Source organism: uncultured Tenacibaculum sp., from assembly GCF_947502995.1.
Classification (GTDB): domain Bacteria; phylum Bacteroidota; class Bacteroidia; order Flavobacteriales; family Flavobacteriaceae; genus Polaribacter.
The window spans coordinates 168,474-188,040 of record NZ_CANNBW010000004.1 but is presented as its reverse complement, the minus strand read 5'-3'; the positions used below and the strand labels follow the sequence as shown (position 1 = coordinate 188,040).

The window sequence follows — 19,567 nt, the reverse complement described above, 5'->3', positions numbered from 1 at the left end:
CAAGTTATTCTTTATAAACTCCTATTACTAAGATCACACTGCTTACCTTTGCAAAAAATACTTTCATGTCAAAAAGTTTTACCGACTTAGGAATACATCCTGAATTTCAACAGAGTTTAACTAACTTAAAAATTTCTGTACCAACAGATATACAAGAAAAAACAATTCCTATAATCTTGACTAAAAATCAAGATGTAGTTGCATTAGCAAAAACAGGAACAGGTAAGACCGCTGCTTTTGGATTACCTTTATTACAGTTAATAGATACTAATAACTCTAATATTCAAGCAGTAATTTTGGCTCCAACAAGAGAATTAGGTCAACAAATTCATGCAAATTTAACTGCTTTTTCATCTCATGACTCTTCAATATCTATAGCTGCTATTTGTGGAGGAATTCCTATAAAACCACAAATTGAACGTTTAAAAACTGAAACACATATTATTGTAGCTACACCTGGACGTTTAGCAGATTTAGTAAAACGTGAAGCAATTAATATCAAAAACATCTCTTATTTTGTTTTAGATGAAGCTGATGAAATGGTAAGTGCTTTAAAAGATGGTTTAGATAGTATTATTAAAGAGATTCCTAAAAAAAGAAGAACATTATTATTTACGGCAACATTATCTGGAGCTATAAAACAGTTAGTGAACAATTATATGTCTAAAGATGTAGTTCAAATTGAAGCAGACATGAAAACTGTTGGTCATCAGGGAATAAAACATCAATATGTAGTTGTAAAACCAATAGAAAAGTTAGAAGTATTATTACATTTTTTAGCTTCAAAAGAAGGAGAAAGAGGTATTATCTTTTGTAAAACTAAAGCAGCAGTAAATAAATTAGCAAAAAAATTAGCCATTAATAAATTCTCTTCAGGTGCAATTCATGGAAGTTTAACTCAAGGAATTCGTGATCGAATAATGGAACAATTTAGAGCAGGTCACATCGATATTTTAGTAGCCACTGATTTGGCAGCTCGTGGAATTGACGTAAAAGATGTCTCTTACGTTGTAAACTATCATTTACCAGATACTTATGAAGCTTATGTTCATAGAAGCGGGCGAACAGCTAGAGCAGGAGCAAAGGGACTTTCTTTAAGTGTTATACAAGAAGAAGAAGTTGATGAAATTCCTGATTTTGAAGATGAATTAGGAATAACTTTTCGTCAGTTTAAAAAAGCAGATGCGCAAAGTATAGAAGAAAACAATACGTTGTTATGGGCCAAGAAAATATTTAAAACGAAACCAAATAGAACAGTTTCAGAAGAATTTAAAGAAAAAGTACGAACGGTTTTTCATCATTTAACTAAAGATGAATTAGTTGAAAAGATTTTAGCACATCATTTAGCTGAAGTGAATACAAACAAATTGAAACAAGATTCTCAAAAAAATAAAAAATAGTTATGGCTAGTAGCATTAAAAATCAGCAGGATATTTTAGCTAAATTGAATATCAATGAGTTAAACCCGATGCAAAAAGAAGCTGTAACTGTTATTGAAAAATCAACAAATACGATGCTACTTTCTCCAACAGGAACAGGGAAAACATTAGCTTTTTTATTACCATTACTAAAAACGTTAGATCCGAATAATTCTGAGATTCAAGCTTTAGTTTTAGTTCCTTCTCGAGAATTAGCGATACAAATCGAGCAAGTTGCGAGAAATATGGGATCTGGATTTAAAATAAATGCTGTTTATGGAGGAAGACCAATGGCTAAAGATAAAGCTGAATTAAAACATTTACCCGCTATTTTAATAGGAACACCAGGAAGAATTGCAGATCATTTTAGTAGTGATCGTTTTCCTAAGGATAGTATAAAAACCATTGTTTTAGATGAATTTGATAAATCTTTAGAGGTTGGGTTTGAGTATGAAATGAGAGGAATTATAAATCAAATTCCTAATCTCAATAAACGAATACTAACTTCTGCTACTCAAGGTGTTGAAATTCCTGATTTTGTAGGTTTAAATAAGCCTGAGATCATTAATTACTTGCAACATAAGAAAGCTTCAAAATTAGAAATAAAAACAGTTATTTCTCCTAAAGAAGACAAAACACAAACCTTGGTTGATTTGGTGTTACATATAGGAAATAAACCAGGAATTATTTTCTGCAATTTCAAAGATAGTATTGCAAAGGTTAGTGACATTTTAAAGAAAAATAAGATTAGTCATACTTGCTTTTCTGGAGGAATGGAACAAAGAGATCGTGAACGTTCTTTAATTAAGTTCAGAAACGGAACTTCTCAATTATTAGTTGCTACTGATTTGGCAGCCAGAGGCATTGATATTCCTGAGCTGAAATTTATTATTCATTACGAACTTCCAAGAGCAATCGAAGAATTTACCCATAGAAATGGTAGAACAGCTAGAGTAAATGCTGAAGGCGTAGCGTATGTTTTACAATCGAAAAAGGAGTTTTTACCAGAATTTATAAAGAAAACAGAAGGTATAGATATTTCTAAAAAAGCTGTTTGGAAACCTCAATTTTGGACAACTTTATTTATTTCAGGTGGACGAAAAGATAAAATATCAAAAGGTGATATTGCTGGACTTTTCTTTAAACAAGGAAATTTAAATAAAGATCAATTAGGTGTTATAGAATTAAAACAAGATTGTGCATTTATTTCTGTTCCTTTAACTATTGCCAATGATTTAGCTGAAAAATTGAATAACTCTCGTTTAAAAAAGAAGAGAGTGAGAATATATGTTGTTTAATAATCCAGATCAACGTAGGAGGGAAGGACAATGCATATTTTATAATTATTATACTTTATAGCTTTAACTTTTTAAAGAATTTTTCTATTAATATTTTCAATATCTTGAAGATTATAATGCTTATTCATAATATATAATAATAAACAAACATCAACCTGAACTTGTTCCAGGTTCTCATCATAAATCCTTATTTATCAACATTATGAGATTCCGAAATAAATTCGGAATGACACTAAAATATTAAATACGATTTACAACAGATATTCAAAAAGATTATTTAGAAAAAGTTAAAAAAATAGCTAAATAAAATTTTAGTTATTATTTTTAGTTTTAACATTTAACAAAAAGCTTGTACTGCTGTAATAATCACAAGTATTATGAAATTCGAAGTCTTTAAAAAAAGAAAATTTTGGTTACGATTTATTGCTTGTGTAATACTTTTACCTGTATTATTACTGAGTGCTACAGTATTATATATCAATACAAAACATAACAGTATTATTAAAGATCATATCGCTGAGCTTAATAAAAAGCATAAAGGTTCCATTGATATAGGAAAAACTCATTTATCACTGTTTAGTAATTTTCCAAATATTTCTTTTAAAGTAGACGATCTAAAAATAAATGAAACAAAAAAAGAAAATTCACCTGTTATTCTGGATGTTAAAGATATCTACGTTGGATTTAATTTGTGGGATATTTTAGAAGGAGATTATACCATTAAATCATTAGTTGTAGAAGATGGTTTTTTTGATATTGTAATTCATGAAGATAAAAGTTTAAACCTTTTAAACGCATTAAAATCTTTTGATGAAACAGAAAGCGAAGAGCCAATTGATTTTAAACTTCAAAAAGTTAAATTACACAATTTAGATATCCACAAAAAAGACGAAGGTCAAAATACCGACTTAGAAACATTTATTTACGATGCTGATGGTGGTTTCAATATTGATAATGAAGTTATTTCAGGACATATTGATACGAAATTTGAAATGAATTTAATTAGTAATGGAGATACTACGTATGTAAAACACAAACACTTTGATCTTCATACAGATATTAGTCTTGATAAAGATTCAGGATTGCTTACCATTGAACCTTCGGGAGTTACTATGGAACATGGTGATTTTGAGTTAGAAGGAAAAATAGATACCAAAAACGATTTTGATCTTGATCTTAAAATAAAAGGAGCTAAGCCAAATTTTGATATGCTTATTGCTTTTGCTCCAGAGGATCTTATCCCAGTTTTAGAACGATATAAAAATGCAGGAAAAATCTATTTTAATGCAATAGTTAAAGGACCTACACTGAATCAGCAAGTACCTTTTTTTGATGTGAATTTTGGTGTAAGTGAAGCTTTTTTAGAAAATCCTAACAAAGGTAAGCGAGTCAAAAACATTGGTTTTAAAGGACATTTTACGAATGGTAAGGAACGAAGTTCTCGCACAACAACATTTTCGTTAGAAGATATGACGGCCAAACTAGGGAAAGGAAAATTTTTAGGAAATGTTGTGATCAATAATTTTGATGAACCAGAAATAGATATGCAATTAAATGCAGACTTTAATCTTGAATTTGTAACGGATTTCTTGAATTTAAATCAAGCAGATATTACGTCAGGAAAGGTTTCATTAAAAATGAATTTTCATGATATTGTAGATCTTAATAACCCTGAACAAGCACTCAGTAAATTGAATCAGGCGTATTATACTGAGCTAAAAATTGATAGCCTAAGTTTATCTTCCAAAGATTTTCCTGCACCTTTAAAAAAGTTGAACGCACACGTAGTCATGAATGGAAAAAAAGCAACAATCAATCAATTTGATATGTTTTTAGGAAAATCAGATATTTCTATAACTGGTTATGTATCAGACCTACCTGCTATTATTCATCATACAGATACACTAGTTGTTACTCATTTAGATATTCAATCGAAGCTGTTAGATATTGCTGAATTGACACAGTTTTCTGCTACTGATAGTATAAAAAAAGGTATCGATGAACAAATTAAAGACTTAACTGCTGGATTTTCATTTAAAACCTCAGCAAAGGCTTTTACTGAAAGTAAATATTTACCTAAAGGAGAGTTTTTTGTAGATAGTTTAAATGCACAATTAAAGCATTATCCACATAAATTACACGATTTTCATGTAGATGTACTAATTGATGATGAAGATCTTAAAATCAAAGATTTTACAGGTTTTATTGATGATTCTGATTTCCATTTTAACGGACTTGCACACAACTATGGTTTTTGGTTGCAAAAAGAATTGAATGGGGATGTGGATTTAGATATTACTTTAACTTCTGATTTGTTGCGTTTGGAAGACATTTTCTCTTATCAAGGTGAAAATTATGTTCCTGAAGAATATAGGCATGAAGAATTTGAAAAGTTAGCTTTACATATAAATTCTTGTATGCATTATAAAGCATCTAAATTACATTCTATAGATTTAGAATTGGATAAGCTAAATACTAAAATGCATGTACATCCTTTACGATTTGAACGTTTTACAGGTGATTTCCATTATGAAGATGATCATCTTGTAGTGAAAGATTTTATAGGTAAAATTGGGAGAACTTCTTTTAATATTGGCTTGAACTATTATTTAGGAGATAATGAGGAAGTTAGAAAAAGAGACAATTACCTTAGTTTCAAGGCAAATTATGTTGATTACGATCAACTCTTTCCTCCTGATGAAACATCAGAAAAAGCGACCATAACTATAAAGTCAAAAACAGCAGATGTTGCTGCACATGCAGATGCTTTTAATTTGTATGAACTACCATTTACAGATATGAAATTTGATGTTGATGTAGATTATTTTATGTATCAACGCATTCATTTAGAAGATATAAAAGCAAGTTTACGTACAACCCAAAATCATTACATTTATGTAGATACTTTACATATGAATGCGGCTGGTGGAAATTTAAAAATGTCTGGTTACTTTAACGGTAGCAATCCGAAGAAAATTTATATGAAACCTAATATAGAAGCTACTAATATTGATTTGGATAAGTTCTTATTTAAGTTTGAAAATTTCGGACAAGATCATTTGGTTTCAGACAATTTAAAAGGACATGTTTCTACTACTATAGATGGAAAAATTAGAGTATATCCTGATTTAGTACCAGATTTAGATCAATCTGAAGTTCATATGGATGTAAAAGTTCTTAACGGGAAATTACTGAATTATGAACCTATGAAATTATTGTCTAATTATATGGGAGATAAAAACTTGAATAAGATCAAATTTGATACGATTCAAAATCATATTGATATAAAAAACGGTCGCATAACTATCCCTAATATGACGATTGAATCCACATTAGGACATATGGAATTATCTGGAACACAAGATTTGAATAATAATATTGAATATTATATTAGAATTCCCTGGAAAACCGTTAAAAAAGCTGTTTGGTATAAACTGTTTAAGAATAAAAAAAATAGTGGAAATAAAACAGAAGAAGATCAAATTATAGAAGTTGATCCTAATAAAAAAGTAAAATACTTAAACTTAAAATTACATGGTACTACAGATGATTTTAAAGTTTCTATGAAGAAAAAAACGAAAAAGAAATAATTAACATATATTTTAAATATACATTATTCGCTGTTTTATTCTTATCTGATAATAATGTTCTATAATTTATATTATGTTAAATAGAAAATATTGAATGATATCTCCTATCATTCTGGCAATATCAAAAAAGGAATTTTTGTGTGATATCCCATTTTGTTTACAACCGATTCATTCATCCAATTGTAAAAATCGTCATGTTTGTAATTTATCATAATTAATAAATCGTAATTTATTGTGTTTAAATAATCTCTGATATCTTTTTCTGTAGATGTATTCTTAGTTATTAAATTGATTGAATAATTAATACCGTTTAAATTTTCTTCAAGCATTTTACGATGTTCATTTTCATCATAAGTGAATTCTTTTAAATTATCTACATGAATAATTTCTAAATTACTTTTATGTAATTCACAGTAAGTTATTAAATAGTTTATTGATCTTATAGAATACTTCTTGTCAAAAGCTGTTGCAAAGGCTATTTTACTTAAATTAAAATCATTAACCTCGGTAGGAACAATTAATAACGGAATTTCATGAATCGATTTTATAACTTTTACAGTATTACTTCCTATAAAAATTTCTTTCAATCCACTAGCACCTTTTGTACCCATAACTACTAAATCTATTTTAAACTTTTTGATAGATTTTTGTATCGATTCAACTAAAGAGTTAGTTGATATTAATGTTTCAAAAGAATGATCAGATTGATCAGAAATTACAGAAACACTTAATAATGTTTCGTTAAGTTGTTTGTTTACATCAGCAAGCTTGGTTTTATATCTTAATTTACCTTCTTCTTTATGATTTTTACCAAGAAAAATAGGAATTTCTACTTCAAAAGTATGTAAAAGATAAAACTTACAAGGTTCATTTTTAAATACTTTCAACGCATAAAATAATGCTTCATTCGCGTTTTTAGAAAAGTCTGTAGGTATTAAAATATTCATCATTTTACATTTTATTTTCAAGTAAAATTACTTGTAATGTAAATGATTATCTATGATAATTATCATGTCAAACAAATTATAAAGCCAAATTATATGGCTTCATCAATCCATGAAAAGTATTTTGATTTAATTGAATTCTTATTCAGCGTTATATAGTCTACGAAAGCTTTGGCAATTGGAGTTAGCTTTTTTTCTTTTCTCCACACAAGGTTCCACTCTGTTTCTATTGGTAAACCTTTGTAAGGAATAATAGAAATTTCCTTGTTTATTAATGCATTTTTAATTCCTATTAACGGCATTATAGAATATCCCATTCCAGCTATAACTGCCTGTTTTAGAGCTTCATTAGAAGTTAATTCTATCTTTTTTGCTGATTGCAGCTTCTTCGCTTCCATAAAATTCTCCATAGCATTTCTAGTTGCCGATCCCTTTTCACGATATATCAACGGACCTTCAGTGAAAATTTTATTTTTCTTTATTTTTTTATCAACTCTAGATGAACTTCCAACGAGATACAAACTATTTCGAAGTAATGACACCTTTTCTAAGTTCAAATGTGATGGTAATACTGAAACTAGAGCAAAATCTACATCATTATTTTCAAGGTTCATAACAACACGTTGTTTATTCGTTACATCCATAGAAAAATCTATTGAAGGATGTTGTTGTAAAAAGTCTGTCACATAATATGGCATTACATATTTACCAGTTGAAACTACAGCTAACTTTAATTGTCCGGCAAGTTTTCCTTGATAAGCATAAGTTTTATGATTTATCGTTTCAACTTCAATAAGAATTTGCTTAGCTGTATCTGCAATTTCTTGTCCGAAATCAGTAATGTATAGCTTCTTCCCTACTACTTCTGTTAATGGTATAGGAAATTGTTCTTGAAAGTTTTTAAGTTGAATTGAAACAGCAGGCTGAGTTAGAAATAAAGATTCTGCAGCTTTAGTTATACTTTTTTTATCTACAATTTCTAAAAAAACTTTTAATTGGTGAAGTGTATAATTCATACAGTCTAATAATCTAATTTATAAAGCAAAATTAAGTTATATATAACTTAAAGCTTATGTAAATATACTTAAATATAAGTTAATATTTTGATTTAATACGACAAATCAATACTCAATAAAGTCAATTATTTCAATACTTTAAAACTTATAAATAAAAATAATTAATGTTTTTGTAAAAAAAAATAAATAATAATATATCAAAAATTAATATAAAATTTGTGGTATCAAAAAAACAAAAAAATGAATATCGAAACACAAACATTAGTAAATAGTTTAAAACTTATAGATGGTACGTTTACTCCTGTTCATGCACATGATTTACTAAAGAGTTTTATTAATACTAAAATTAATTATCACAAACTACATCGATTAATTCTTCTTGAAGGAGATCATAATCACAAAACAACTTTTGATAGTAGTAGAATAGAAGAATTAAAATTAGACAAGAATAATTTATCTGAAATTATTGCTTTTGCTAAAGCAAATGGAAAACAAATCAAATTAAAAAGTACGGTAAGTATTGAACTTACTGATGAACAAAAATAATTATTAAATGGACATTCATTTGTTAATAGATAATTTAACAAATCCAGCTTTACTTTTTTTCTTTTTAGGAATCTTCGCTTCACAAATAAAAAGTGATTTAGAAATCCCAAAGAATTCTTCAAAATTTATTTCGCTGTATTTGCTTTTATCTATAGGATTTAAAGGAGGTCAAGAGCTAGCACATAGCGACTTTTCATCAGAAATTTACGGGGGATTGATTATAGGGTTTCTTTTAGCAGTTCTTACTCCTTTTTATACGTTCTTTATTTTAAGAAGAAAATTTTCAGTAGAAAACTCAGGAGCTATTGCAGCTGCATATGGTTCTGTAAGTGCTGTAACCTTTATTACTGCAATTAGTTTTCTTGATATGGAAAAAATAAATTATGGTGGACACATGGTGGCTGTAATGGCACTAATGGAAGCTCCTTCTATTATTGTTGGGGTTTTATTAATGAGATTGTTTTCTAATGGCAAACGATCAACCAAAGAATTATTTGAATTAATTAAACATTCAGTTACTAATGGTAGTGTTCTTTTAATTATAGGAAGTTTAGTTATTGGGTATTTAGCTAGTGATGCTCAAGCAGCAGGAATTAAACCTTTTACAACAGATATTTTTAAAGGCTTTCTGGCAGTATTTTTACTAGACATGGGAATAACAAGTGGTAAAAAAATAGGCGCATTAATAAAAAAAGGTTGGTTCGCTTTATTGTTTGCTATTGTTATTCCCCTAATTAATGGCTGTTTAGTTGCTTACATCTCAGGAATTTGGCTAGATGAAATTGGAAATCGATTTTTAATTGCCATTTTAGCCTCAAGTGCTTCTTATATAGCTGTTCCTGCAGCTATGAGAATTGCAGCTCCTAAAGCAAATCCTAGTTTGTATTTGCCAATGGCTTTAGCAATAACTTTTCCTTTTAATATAACCTTAGGTATGCCAATTTATATGTATGTCGTTCAGCATACATTTTTATAAAATAACTTTTAATATAGTTATCTGTTCTTTTTCATTTTTACCCGTTCTTTTATAAATGACCTAACTCATAATGAGTTAGGTTTTTTATTATGTGATACTGATATTTAAAATCTTAACTGACCAATATCATATTTTATGAATCAAAAGTAAAATACTTTTAGGTCTATAAAAACAGATTATTATGAGCATCAAATTACAATTAAAAACAGACTGGAATAATGAAGAACTAAAAGCTTACTTTTACATTTATGTGATGAATGCTGACTTAAAAGAATCTGAAGAAGAATTGAGTTTAATTAAAACTAAAGTTTCTGAATCAACTTTCAATAAAATGTATCAAGTGTTTAATTTAGATAATGATTATGAATCTATTCATAAAATAAAAAACACTTTACACGATCTTAATTATTCTGCTCACCAAATTCAATTACTTTTTAATGAAATGAGAGATATTTTTAATGCTGATGACGATTTTTCTGTATTGGAAAGAAATATAGCTTTAGGATTAAAAAGAATTATTGATTAACAAATTGATATGAAAAAAATCATTGTTTTAGGAATAGCCTTATTATTTAATATTAGTTGTGTAAGTAGCAAATTAGTTCAACAATATAAGAATCCAGATATAGGATTTTTCCATGCTAATAAAACATTAATAATTAGTTTGAATACCAATACTGAATCAAGACAAATTACTGAAAACAGTATAGAAAAATCTTTAAAGTCAGAAAGTGTATTTGTTGAGAAAAGCATTGATTTTTTTGATGAGCCTTTCATAAAAAGAGAAATATCTAAAACTGAATTTCAACAAATCGAAAAGGATTTATTGGAAGATGATTTTGACGCAATTTTAGTAACAAAAATTGTAGGAAGACAGAAAAGATATCATACAGCAAATTTACTTTATGAATACATGAAAAGCAATCAAACCTTTGAAGAATATTACTATGGAAATCAGTACAATTACATGAGAAAAAAGGGAAAGAAAGAAGATTATATCATTTTAGTATTCGAAACGTCTTTATATTGTATTTGTCCAGATAAGGAAAGAGAATTGATTTGGAAAGGTCAATTCGAAATAAAAGATAGTCACAACATGGAAAAGAATATCAATAAATTAAAAAAACAACTACTAAATTCCTTAAAAAGAAATGACCTTTTAATTGAGCATTAAAATATATTTTAAACTTTAAAAATTAGTTGTTCATCAAAGGCATAAGCTTTATTTTTATCTTGATCAAACTTTGTATTCAAACCTGTAAATAGACTAAATGCAGGAAGAATTAATTGGCTTTTACTTACCAAATAACACGGTAATTTTATGTGCTGATTTCCTTTGAATTTAATACGAACTCCAGGATGCATATGACCACAAATTATAGATTCTCCTTCAATTGCATCATCTAAATCATGACGAAAAGTGAGTCCGTTTTCTCGTAAAAAAGAAACGATTTCAAAACCAAGTTTTTGTATTTTCTTTTCAGACATTTTATCGTGATTTCCTTTGATTAGAACTTTATCAATATGTGAAATTGAAACCAACCAATCTTTAAAAATCTCAATATTCGAATTGTAATTTGCGTGAAATAAATCTCCAACCACAATAATTCTTGTTGGGGAAAAATGAGTAATTAAGGTTGATAAACGTTGTAAGTCTTCATGTAAAATAGTGTCGGCAACAGCAATTCCATGTTGTCTAAAATGTGCAGTTTTCCCTATATGAATGTCAGATAAAATTAATGCTTCTTTGTCTTTCCAATAGATAACTCGTTGATTTGTTAAGGTTAATTTAGTATTGGAAAACTCAATATCTTCTGTTAAAATATTCACTGAATCAGTTTATAATGTTGTTTTTGTAATCGTAAAATACGATCTGCTAGTTTTTCATTACTCATAGTATCTCGTAAACTATCAACTTTTATAGGGAAACTCAAAGGAGTATAACCTCTGGCCTCTTTTAAAATGATTTTACTCTTCGAAATACGATCAAAAGCTTCAAATAATCGTGCTTGTTCTAATTGCTCATTAAACACTTCTGTGTAGGCTTGTCTTAATAATAAATTATTTGGCTCATGATCTTCTAAAACTCTAAAAATTAGGCCAGATGACGATTGTAAACTCTTATTTGTTTTTCTTGCTCCGGGTTGCGATTGTACAACCAAACCAGCGATTACAGCAATATCACGAAACTTTCTACTAGCCATTTCAGAAGCATTTACACTTGCTATGGCATCTTCCATGAGATTTTCTTTGGACAATATACGATCTAAATTTTCTTCAAAAACAGGAATTTCTTGATCACTCAACAAATCAAAACCATAATCATTCATCGCAATTGTAAATGTAATTGGCTTCAATTTACTAATTCTATAAGCAATTAGCGATGCCATAATTTCGTGTACCAAACGACCTTCAAAAGGATAGAAAAACAAATGATAACCTTCTTTTGTTTTTATTTTTTCTACCAAAAACTCATCCGATTTTGGTATATGAGAGTTACTATTTTGAGTTGTTAACAATGGATTTAAAAACTTTAATTCTTTCTCTCGAATTCCAGGATGTAAAGCATCGTTAAGTTTTAATCGTAAATAATGACTCAGGTATGAAGTTAATGGTAGTCTCCCTCCTTTCCAGCTTGGTGTAATCGCTTTCTTAGAATTGCTTTTCTTTACAAAAACGGTCATGTCTTTAATATGAACGATTTCTAAAACTCGGCCTGCTAATACAAACGGAGTTCCGTTTTTTAATTTAGAAATAAAGAACTCTTCAATCATACCAATAAATCCGCCTTTCATAAAACGAACTTTCAACATAGCATCACTTACAATAGCGCCAACGTTCATACGATGTAACATGCTAATTCTTCTACTGGTAACTTTATATAAATTGGTTTCTTCTTCAAAAACCACTTTATGAAATTCCTCGTAAGTCTTTAATGTATTTCCACCTTGAGTGATAAACTGCATTGCCCAACTAAAATCTTCTTCTGTAAGTTCAGCAAAAGCATGTGTTTGTTGAATTAATTCAAAAGTTTCTTTCCATTGAAAACCTTCTCCAACAGCTAAAGACACCAAAAATTGAACTAAAACATCATATGATAAAACTACAGGAATTCTAGCTTCAACATCTTTTTGCTTTACCGCTTCTTTTAAGGCAGAAACTTCAATCAATTGTAAAGTATGCGTTGGTAAACAATATACTTTTGATACTTCGTTTGGTGAATGTCCACTTCTACCCGCTCGTTGCATAAAACGTGCAACTCCTTTAGCAGAACCTATTTGCACTACACAATCTACAGGTTTAAAATCGACACCTAAATCTAAAGAAGAAGTACAAACTACGGCTTTTAATAATCCATCATTAATAGCATCTTCAATCCAATTTCGTAGTTTTTTATCGATAGAACCATGATGAATTGCAATTTGTCCGGCTAAATCTGGATCAGTATCTAATAACAATTGGTACCAAAGCTCTGATTGACTTCTAGTATTTGTAAAAATTAACGTTGTTGTATTTTCATAAATAATAGGCAATACTTTTTTCACCAATTGTCCGCCTAAATGACCAGCCCAAGGCAATAATTCCACTTCATCTGGTAGTAACGAAACAATTTTAAGTTTCTTTTTTTCTTTAGAAGTGATGATTGTCGTTTTAAATTCTGGGTTTGGTAACAAAACTGTTTTTGCTTCTTCTAAGTTTCCTATAGTTGCTGAAATTCCCCAAACTCGTAAGTTTTTGGTTAATGATCGAATTCTAGCAATAGCTAACTCTGTTAAAACTCCACGTTTTGTAGCTAAAAGTTCATGCCATTCATCAATAACTACACAACGAATATTCTTAAACCATCTTGAATTTTTCTTTTGTGTAAACAACAAGTGCATCGTTTCTGGAGTGGTTAACAGCACATCTGGCATTTTTCGTTCTTGTTGTCTACGAATATTTTGTGGAGTATCACCATTTCTAACAGCTGCAACCCAATCTAAACCGATTTCATCGATTACTATTTGCATTGCTTTTTGCAAATCTTTAGCTAAAGATCTCAGAGGACTTATCCATAATAATTTACAGCCTTTTTTATATTGATCAGGATGGTTTAAATAATCTATTAAAACAGCTAAAAACAAGGAATAGGTTTTACCAAAACCAGTAGGTGCAACGACTAATCCATTATAATTTTGAGCGTATTTTTTCCAAGCTTTCAATTGAAAATCAAAAGGTGAAAAGTTTTTAGAAGACAACCAATCTTCAATGATTTTATATCCTTCAGTTGTTTCTATACTCATTGATTAAAAATTAAGTCTTTTACAGATTCTATAGTGTCGATATCTGCTACTGTTTTATCTTTTCGCCAACGCTTAATTCGAGGAAAACGAAGTGCAACACCAGATTTATGACGATTACTTAAAGCAATTCCTTCAAAAGCAATTTCAAAAACCAATTCTGGTTTCACTGTACGAACTGGTCCGAATTTCTCTGTAGCATTTTTAGTTACCCAACGGCTAACTTCAGTTATTTCAGCATCTGTAAGTCCGGAGTAAGCTTTAGCAATCGTGACTAAACTATCGTCTTTTTTAACTGCAAATGTATAATCTGTGTATTTTGAACTTCTACGACCACTACCCTTTTGCGCATAAATCATAACTACATCAATCGTCAATGGATCTATTTTCCATTTCCACCAAGTTCCTTTTTTTCGACCAATATGATACTCTGCATTTTTAGATTTTAGCATTAATCCTTCAGCATTTATTTTTCGAGAATCGTTTCTAATTTCATCTAATTCATCCCAGGAATCTACTTTAATTGCATTTGATAATTTAATGGTATTGGTCGTATTGTTTAGAAATATGCTTTCTAATTTCTTTCTTCTTTCACCGAGATTTTCTGATCTGACATCTTCATTTTGATATTCTAACAAATCGTAAGCATAAAATCCGATAGGAATTTCTTCTAATAGTTTCTTAGTGACATTCTTACGGTTCAATCGCTTTTGTAAATCATTAAATAATAAGACACTGCTATCTTTAATAGCCAAAATTTCTCCGTCTAAAACAAAATCTTCTTTCCAGGTAGAAAATGCTTCTACAAGTTCAGGAAACTGGTTTGTAACTAGTTCTTCTCCTCTACTCCAAATAAACAGTTCGTTATTTCGTTTTACAATTTGCCCACGAATTCCATCCCATTTATGTTCTATTTGCCAATCGTTTATATCGCCTAATTCTTCAAGTTCTTTCTCTAAACTATATGCTAATGCAAACGGATACGGTTTAGAATTATCGTAGTTTATATGAGTTCCTGATAACAATTCATCAAAGGAAATTGTATTGATATCCCAGTTACCAATAATGCTGTGCATCAATTTATTTACATCAATATTCGTCAACTTTGCTAAAGCATTGACTAATGTTTTTTTAGAAACACCAATTCGAAAACTTCCACCAATTAATTTATTAAAAATCAATCGTTCTTGCATTTGTAATCCGTTCCAAGCATTGATCACATATTCTTTTTTTTCTTCTTCATTTTTAGGTTTTAAAGCAATTAATTCTAACATCCATTCATGTAACGACTTTTCAATTGTTGTTTCTGGTTCAGGTAATAATAACGCTAAAGTTTCTCCTAAATCACCTACTGTACTGTAGCTTTCTAAAAACAACCATTCTGGAAGTTCAGAAATCTCTGCACACCATAATTTCATTAACGAAGATTTTACTGGTCTTGAAGGTCTTTTTCCAGTAAATAAAGCAATCATCCAAAGTTTATCTTTGTCTGGTGCTGTTGCAAAAAAATCGACTAGTGCATCAATTTTTGCATTGGTTTTATTCGTGATTTCTATAGCGTTTATAAGTTCAGCAAACTGTTTCATGAAGTTGTTTCTTGGGTTACAATTTGCTTTTCTTCTGATTCTATTTGATCATTACCATATTCGGTAATAACTTCTTCAGATTCGATTCCGATTTCATTTAAGTAACGAGAAAAAATAGCCTGAGATCCGTGAGTTACATAAACTTTCTCTGCGTTTGTTGCTTTTACAGCTTTTAATAATCCATCCCAATCGGCATGATCACTTACTACAAAACCCGCATCTACACCTCTCCAACGTCTGTTTCCTCTAATTTGCATCCAACCAGAGCAAATTGCTGTGGCTGCATTTGGTACTCTTTTTAGCATTTTACTTCCAAGCAAAGCTGGCGGCATAATGATAATTTTATTCTGAATATCTGCTTTTTTAAAATTTCCATCTAAACGAATGGTTTCTGGAATTTTAACTCCTGAAGCTGTAATTGCTGTATTTATGTGATGAATCGCATTATGAACATAGATTTCGTCTAACCCTTCTAAAAGTTTCATAATACGTTGTGATTTTCCTAGCGAATACCCAAAAAACACACTTGTTCGATTATTGGCTTTGTTTTTTGCCACCCAATTATGGATTTGCGATTGAATCGCAGCTTCTGTTTGCCATTTATAAATTGGCAATCCGAAAGTACTTTCTGTTATAAATTCGTGACACGTAATCGGTTCAAAAGGAATAGTTAAATTATCTTCTTTTATCTTATAATCTCCAGAAAAAACTACAACTTTTCCTTTGTATTCTAATCTAACTTGAGAAGATCCGACAATATGTCCTGCTGGATGAAAACTAACTTTAACTCCGTTTATCGTTTTAGATTCATTATAATTGAGTGTTTCTACAGAAATATCTGGACTAATGCGGTGTTTTAAAATATTTTTAGTGTGTGTATGACAGAGATAATGCTTCATTCCCCAACGCGCATGATCAGCATGTCCGTGTGATATTACTGCATAATCTACAGGATACCAAGGATCGATATAAAACTTTCCAGGGATACAATAAATGCCTTTTTTGGTGAAACGAACTATTTTCATGTTTAACAAATTTAATAAAATATTAAACAAAAAATAATTCTTGTGACATTAATATGAAGGTTTATTTATTTTCTTTTGACCAAGCTAAATAACCTCCGTTTAAATCATAAATTTTTTTAAATCCTAATTCACTGCATATTTTAGAAGCTTTTCCACTTCTTTTTCCGCTTCTACAATATAAGTAAACGGGTTTCTCTTTATTTAATTGATTCAGTTCAGTTTTAAATGATGATGAGAAATAATCTATCGATTTTGCATTTGAAATATGACCTTGATTAAATTCTTTGGAAGTTCTAACATCTATTAATTGAATATCTTGATTGAGTATTTCTTTCTTGAATTCCGAAACGTTTAACACGATTACATTTGAATCTTTTTTAGACGTGCATGAAAGTGTAAAAATTGTCATTACAAGTATTGTTAGTATGTGTTTCATTTATTGTTTTATTTTCAAATTGATATTCATGATGAAAATTAAAACTTTTATCAGGAATCATCTCAAATTTTAGCGAAAATTAACAATTCTATTGTAAAAAATTTAAACTGTTAATTCGCTTTATAATCTTCTAAAGATGGGTTTATATCTTTAGTTTTGTTTCCTACAAAAACAGAAAAAACCAGCCAATAAATTAACCAAATGAAGTATCTATTTACAATTTGTAGTTTGCTTTTTATACAACACTTTTCAGCGCAAACTCTAAAAGGAAAAATAGTATCGCAAAATGATATTCCTATAGTAGAAGCTCATATTTACAATTCAAGTGATAAACATCATACGCATAGTAATGATAGAGGTGCTTTTATTTTACACCATGTAAAAGTTGGAGATACATTAATTATAAGTCATATCAACTACAAAAAGAAACAAGTCGTTGTAAATGATTTAAAGCTAATTACAATAACTTTAGAAGAAAACTTAGTATCACTTGAAGAAATTACCATTGCTAAAAAATTAAATGCTTTAAATGTAATTGCAGATGTAGACATACAAGTTTCGCCAGTAAATTCATCACAGGAGATTCTACAAAAAGTTCCTGGTTTATTCATTGGCCAACATGCCGGTGGAGGAAAAGCAGAACAAATTTTTCTTCGTGGATTTGACATCGATCATGGAACTGATATTACAATAACAGCAGATGGTCTTCCTGTAAATATGGTTTCTCATGCACACGGACAAGGATATGCAGACTTACACTTTGTTATTCCAGAAACCGTTGATAAAATAGATTTCGGTAAAGGTGCGTATTATGCAGATAAGGGAAACTTTAATACAGCAGGATATGTAAACTTTAAAACTAAAGAAAGATTAAGCAGTAATTTATTAAAACTAGATGTGGGTCAGTTTAACACAAAACGTTTATTAGGAATGTTTAATATTGTGAATAACAACAAACAGAGTGCTTATATTGCTTCAGAATATATTTTGACAGATGGATATTTTGAGAGTTCTCAAAATTTCAATAGATTAAATATTTTTGGAAAATACAGTTTAAATGTAACTGACAATGACAAAGTTGGATTAACTATTTCTCATTTTACAAGTAAATGGGATGCTTCTGGACAAATTCCTCAACGTGCTGTAGGTAGTGGATTAATAACTCGTTTTGGTGCTATTGACGATACTGAAGGAGGTTCTACAAGCAGAACTAACGCTTTACTTACTTACGACAAGATAATTTCTGAAAATGCTTCTATTAAAAACAAAGTTTTTTATAATCGTTATGATTTCGAATTGTTTTCTAATTTCACTTTTTTCTTAGATGATCCTGTTAACGGTGATCAAATCAAACAAAAAGAAACTCGAAGAATTTTCGGTGCAACAAGTGATTACAAACAAAATTTCACTTCACTTGATGGAAGTTTTTCTGCTGGAATTAGCTTGCGAAATGACAGAAGTTTTGGTAATGAATTAGCAAATACAGTAAATCGTAGGCAAACTTTAAATCGAATTCAGTTTGGTGATATCAATGAAACAAACCTTGGAAGTTATGTTAGTGCTAATTTTAACTTCGGAAAGTTTACTATAAATCCAGCTTTACGCTTAGATTATTTCAATTTCCAGTATAATGACAATTTACAAACGAATTACGAAACACAGTCTGAAACAGCTAGTATTGTGAGTCCGAAATTAAACATTTTCTATAATCATAATGATAATACTCAGCTCTATTTAAAAACAGGTAAAGGTTTTCATTCAAACGATACTCGAGTAGTTGTTGCTCAAAATGGAAATACGATTTTACCTGCTTCTTATGGATTTGATGCTGGAATTATCTGGAAACCTATTCCTAAAGTTTTAATTAACACAGCATATTGGTATTTATTCTTAGAACAAGAGTTTGTGTATGTTGGAGATGCAGGAATTGTAGAACCTAGCGGAAAAACGAATCGTCAGGGAATTGATTTTAGTTTAAGATATGAACCAATTGATCAACTTTATTTCAATTTTGATGCAAATTATACACACGCAAGAGCTTCTGAAGAATTAGAAGGACAAGATTTTATTCCTTTAGCTCCAGATTTTACATTGACAAGTGGACTAAGTTATAAAAGTAAATCAGGATTTTTTGGAAGCGCGCAACTAAGACATATTAAAGACAGACCAGCAAATGAAGATAATTCTATTGTTGCAGAAGGTTACACCGTAACAGATTTAAATGTTGGTTATGAGTATAAAAACATCACATTTGGTGTACAAGTGAAAAACCTTTTTGATACAGAATGGAATGAAACTCAATTTGCAACAGAATCTCGTTTGCAAAATGAAGTAAATTCTGTTGAAGAAATCCATTTTACACCTGGAACTCCTTTTTTCTTAACAGGAACTATTTCAGTTAGGTTTTAGGGATTTAATCTAATTTCAAAATCATTTAAAAGAGACTCGATTA

At 29.5% G+C, this 19,567-nt stretch carries 15 protein-coding genes; 8 read left to right on the top strand and 7 right to left on the bottom strand.

Annotated elements, in window-relative coordinates:
- The first annotated feature begins 65 nt into the window (after positions 1-65).
- From Q1A46_RS04810 to Q1A46_RS04800, 3 genes are all read left to right on the top strand, one after another.
- Complete coding sequence (locus Q1A46_RS04810; RefSeq protein ID WP_299674655.1) at positions 66-1,400, top strand: DEAD/DEAH box helicase; 1,335 nt, start codon at positions 66-68, stop codon at positions 1,398-1,400.
- A 2-nt stretch (positions 1,401-1,402) separates the two neighbouring features.
- Positions 1,403-2,716: a DEAD/DEAH box helicase gene (locus tag Q1A46_RS04805; RefSeq protein WP_299674652.1), complete on the top strand. Its 1,314-nt coding sequence runs from the start codon at positions 1,403-1,405 to the stop codon at positions 2,714-2,716.
- Positions 2,717-3,093: 377 nt separating this feature from the next.
- Positions 3,094-6,306, top strand: a complete 3,213-nt coding sequence (locus Q1A46_RS04800; RefSeq protein WP_299674649.1) for an AsmA-like C-terminal region-containing protein — start codon at positions 3,094-3,096, stop codon at positions 6,304-6,306.
- Between the two features lie 107 nt (positions 6,307-6,413).
- Here the strand turns inward: Q1A46_RS04800 and Q1A46_RS04795 are convergent, their stop codons facing one another.
- The gene (locus Q1A46_RS04795; protein ID WP_299674646.1) at positions 6,414-7,253 is read right to left on the bottom strand and encodes a universal stress protein; all 840 of its coding nucleotides are present in this window, start codon (positions 7,251-7,253) and stop codon (positions 6,414-6,416) included.
- An 89-nt stretch (positions 7,254-7,342) separates the two neighbouring features.
- A complete protein-coding gene (locus Q1A46_RS04790; RefSeq protein ID WP_299674643.1) occupies positions 7,343-8,266 on the bottom strand; it encodes a LysR family transcriptional regulator in 924 nt (307 codons plus the stop codon).
- Positions 8,267-8,506: 240 nt separating this feature from the next.
- Here Q1A46_RS04790 and Q1A46_RS04785 point away from each other — a divergent pair, with 240 nt between their 5' ends.
- From Q1A46_RS04785 to Q1A46_RS04770, 4 genes are all read left to right on the top strand, one after another.
- Positions 8,507-8,812, top strand: coding sequence for a hypothetical protein (locus Q1A46_RS04785; protein WP_299674640.1), 306 nt, complete (start codon positions 8,507-8,509; stop codon positions 8,810-8,812).
- 7 nt (positions 8,813-8,819) lie between these two features.
- Entirely contained in the window at positions 8,820-9,788 is a 969-nt protein-coding gene (locus Q1A46_RS04780) for a sodium-dependent bicarbonate transport family permease (protein WP_299674637.1), read from the top strand.
- Between the two features lie 181 nt (positions 9,789-9,969).
- Complete coding sequence (locus Q1A46_RS04775) at positions 9,970-10,314, top strand: hypothetical protein (RefSeq protein ID WP_299674634.1); 345 nt, start codon at positions 9,970-9,972, stop codon at positions 10,312-10,314.
- A gap of 9 nt (positions 10,315-10,323) precedes the next feature.
- A complete protein-coding gene (locus tag Q1A46_RS04770) occupies positions 10,324-10,962 on the top strand; it encodes a hypothetical protein (RefSeq protein WP_299674631.1) in 639 nt (212 codons plus the stop codon).
- Positions 10,963-10,970: 8 nt separating this feature from the next.
- Here the strand turns inward: Q1A46_RS04770 and pdeM are convergent, their stop codons facing one another.
- The 5 genes from pdeM to Q1A46_RS04745 form a co-directional block, all read right to left on the bottom strand.
- Positions 10,971-11,618: a ligase-associated DNA damage response endonuclease PdeM gene (gene pdeM / locus Q1A46_RS04765; RefSeq protein WP_299674628.1), complete on the bottom strand. Its 648-nt coding sequence runs from the start codon at positions 11,616-11,618 to the stop codon at positions 10,971-10,973.
- Positions 11,615-14,071, bottom strand: coding sequence for a ligase-associated DNA damage response DEXH box helicase (locus Q1A46_RS04760; protein WP_299674625.1), 2,457 nt, complete (start codon positions 14,069-14,071; stop codon positions 11,615-11,617). Before Q1A46_RS04760 ends, pdeM begins: the two co-directional genes overlap by 4 nt.
- Positions 14,068-15,654 (bottom strand): ATP-dependent DNA ligase, encoded by a 1,587-nt coding sequence (locus Q1A46_RS04755; protein WP_299674622.1) that lies wholly within the window; start codon positions 15,652-15,654, stop codon positions 14,068-14,070. Before Q1A46_RS04755 ends, Q1A46_RS04760 begins: the two co-directional genes overlap by 4 nt.
- Complete coding sequence (locus tag Q1A46_RS04750) at positions 15,651-16,679, bottom strand: ligase-associated DNA damage response exonuclease (RefSeq protein ID WP_299674619.1); 1,029 nt, start codon at positions 16,677-16,679, stop codon at positions 15,651-15,653. The genes Q1A46_RS04755 and Q1A46_RS04750 overlap by 4 nt, the downstream gene beginning before the upstream one ends.
- Before the next feature lie 61 nt (positions 16,680-16,740).
- Positions 16,741-17,115, bottom strand: a complete 375-nt coding sequence (locus tag Q1A46_RS04745) for a rhodanese-like domain-containing protein (protein ID WP_299674616.1) — start codon at positions 17,113-17,115, stop codon at positions 16,741-16,743.
- A 201-nt stretch (positions 17,116-17,316) separates the two neighbouring features.
- Here Q1A46_RS04745 and Q1A46_RS04740 point away from each other — a divergent pair, with 201 nt between their 5' ends.
- On the top strand, positions 17,317-19,524 hold the full coding sequence (locus tag Q1A46_RS04740) for a TonB-dependent receptor domain-containing protein (protein WP_299674613.1): 2,208 nt from the start codon (positions 17,317-17,319) through the stop codon (positions 19,522-19,524).
- Positions 19,525-19,567 lie beyond the last annotated feature (43 nt).

Coding starts and splice junctions, on each gene's coding strand:
- Q1A46_RS04810 (WP_299674655.1), top strand. CDS start 66: ATGTCAAAAAGTTTTACCGACTTAGGAATACATCCTGAATTTCAACAG.
- Q1A46_RS04805 (WP_299674652.1), top strand. CDS start 1,403: ATGGCTAGTAGCATTAAAAATCAGCAGGATATTTTAGCTAAATTGAAT.
- Q1A46_RS04800 (WP_299674649.1), top strand. CDS start 3,094: ATGAAATTCGAAGTCTTTAAAAAAAGAAAATTTTGGTTACGATTTATT.
- Q1A46_RS04795 (WP_299674646.1), bottom strand. CDS start 7,253: ATGAATATTTTAATACCTACAGACTTTTCTAAAAACGCGAATGAAGCA.
- Q1A46_RS04790 (WP_299674643.1), bottom strand. CDS start 8,266: ATGAATTATACACTTCACCAATTAAAAGTTTTTTTAGAAATTGTAGAT.
- Q1A46_RS04785 (WP_299674640.1), top strand. CDS start 8,507: ATGAATATCGAAACACAAACATTAGTAAATAGTTTAAAACTTATAGAT.
- Q1A46_RS04780 (WP_299674637.1), top strand. CDS start 8,820: ATGGACATTCATTTGTTAATAGATAATTTAACAAATCCAGCTTTACTT.
- Q1A46_RS04775 (WP_299674634.1), top strand. CDS start 9,970: ATGAGCATCAAATTACAATTAAAAACAGACTGGAATAATGAAGAACTA.
- Q1A46_RS04770 (WP_299674631.1), top strand. CDS start 10,324: ATGAAAAAAATCATTGTTTTAGGAATAGCCTTATTATTTAATATTAGT.
- Q1A46_RS04760 (WP_299674625.1), bottom strand. CDS start 14,071: ATGAGTATAGAAACAACTGAAGGATATAAAATCATTGAAGATTGGTTG.
- Q1A46_RS04755 (WP_299674622.1), bottom strand. CDS start 15,654: ATGAAACAGTTTGCTGAACTTATAAACGCTATAGAAATCACGAATAAA.
- Q1A46_RS04750 (WP_299674619.1), bottom strand. CDS start 16,679: ATGAAAATAGTTCGTTTCACCAAAAAAGGCATTTATTGTATCCCTGGA.
- Q1A46_RS04745 (WP_299674616.1), bottom strand. CDS start 17,115: ATGAAACACATACTAACAATACTTGTAATGACAATTTTTACACTTTCA.
- Q1A46_RS04740 (WP_299674613.1), top strand. CDS start 17,317: ATGAAGTATCTATTTACAATTTGTAGTTTGCTTTTTATACAACACTTT.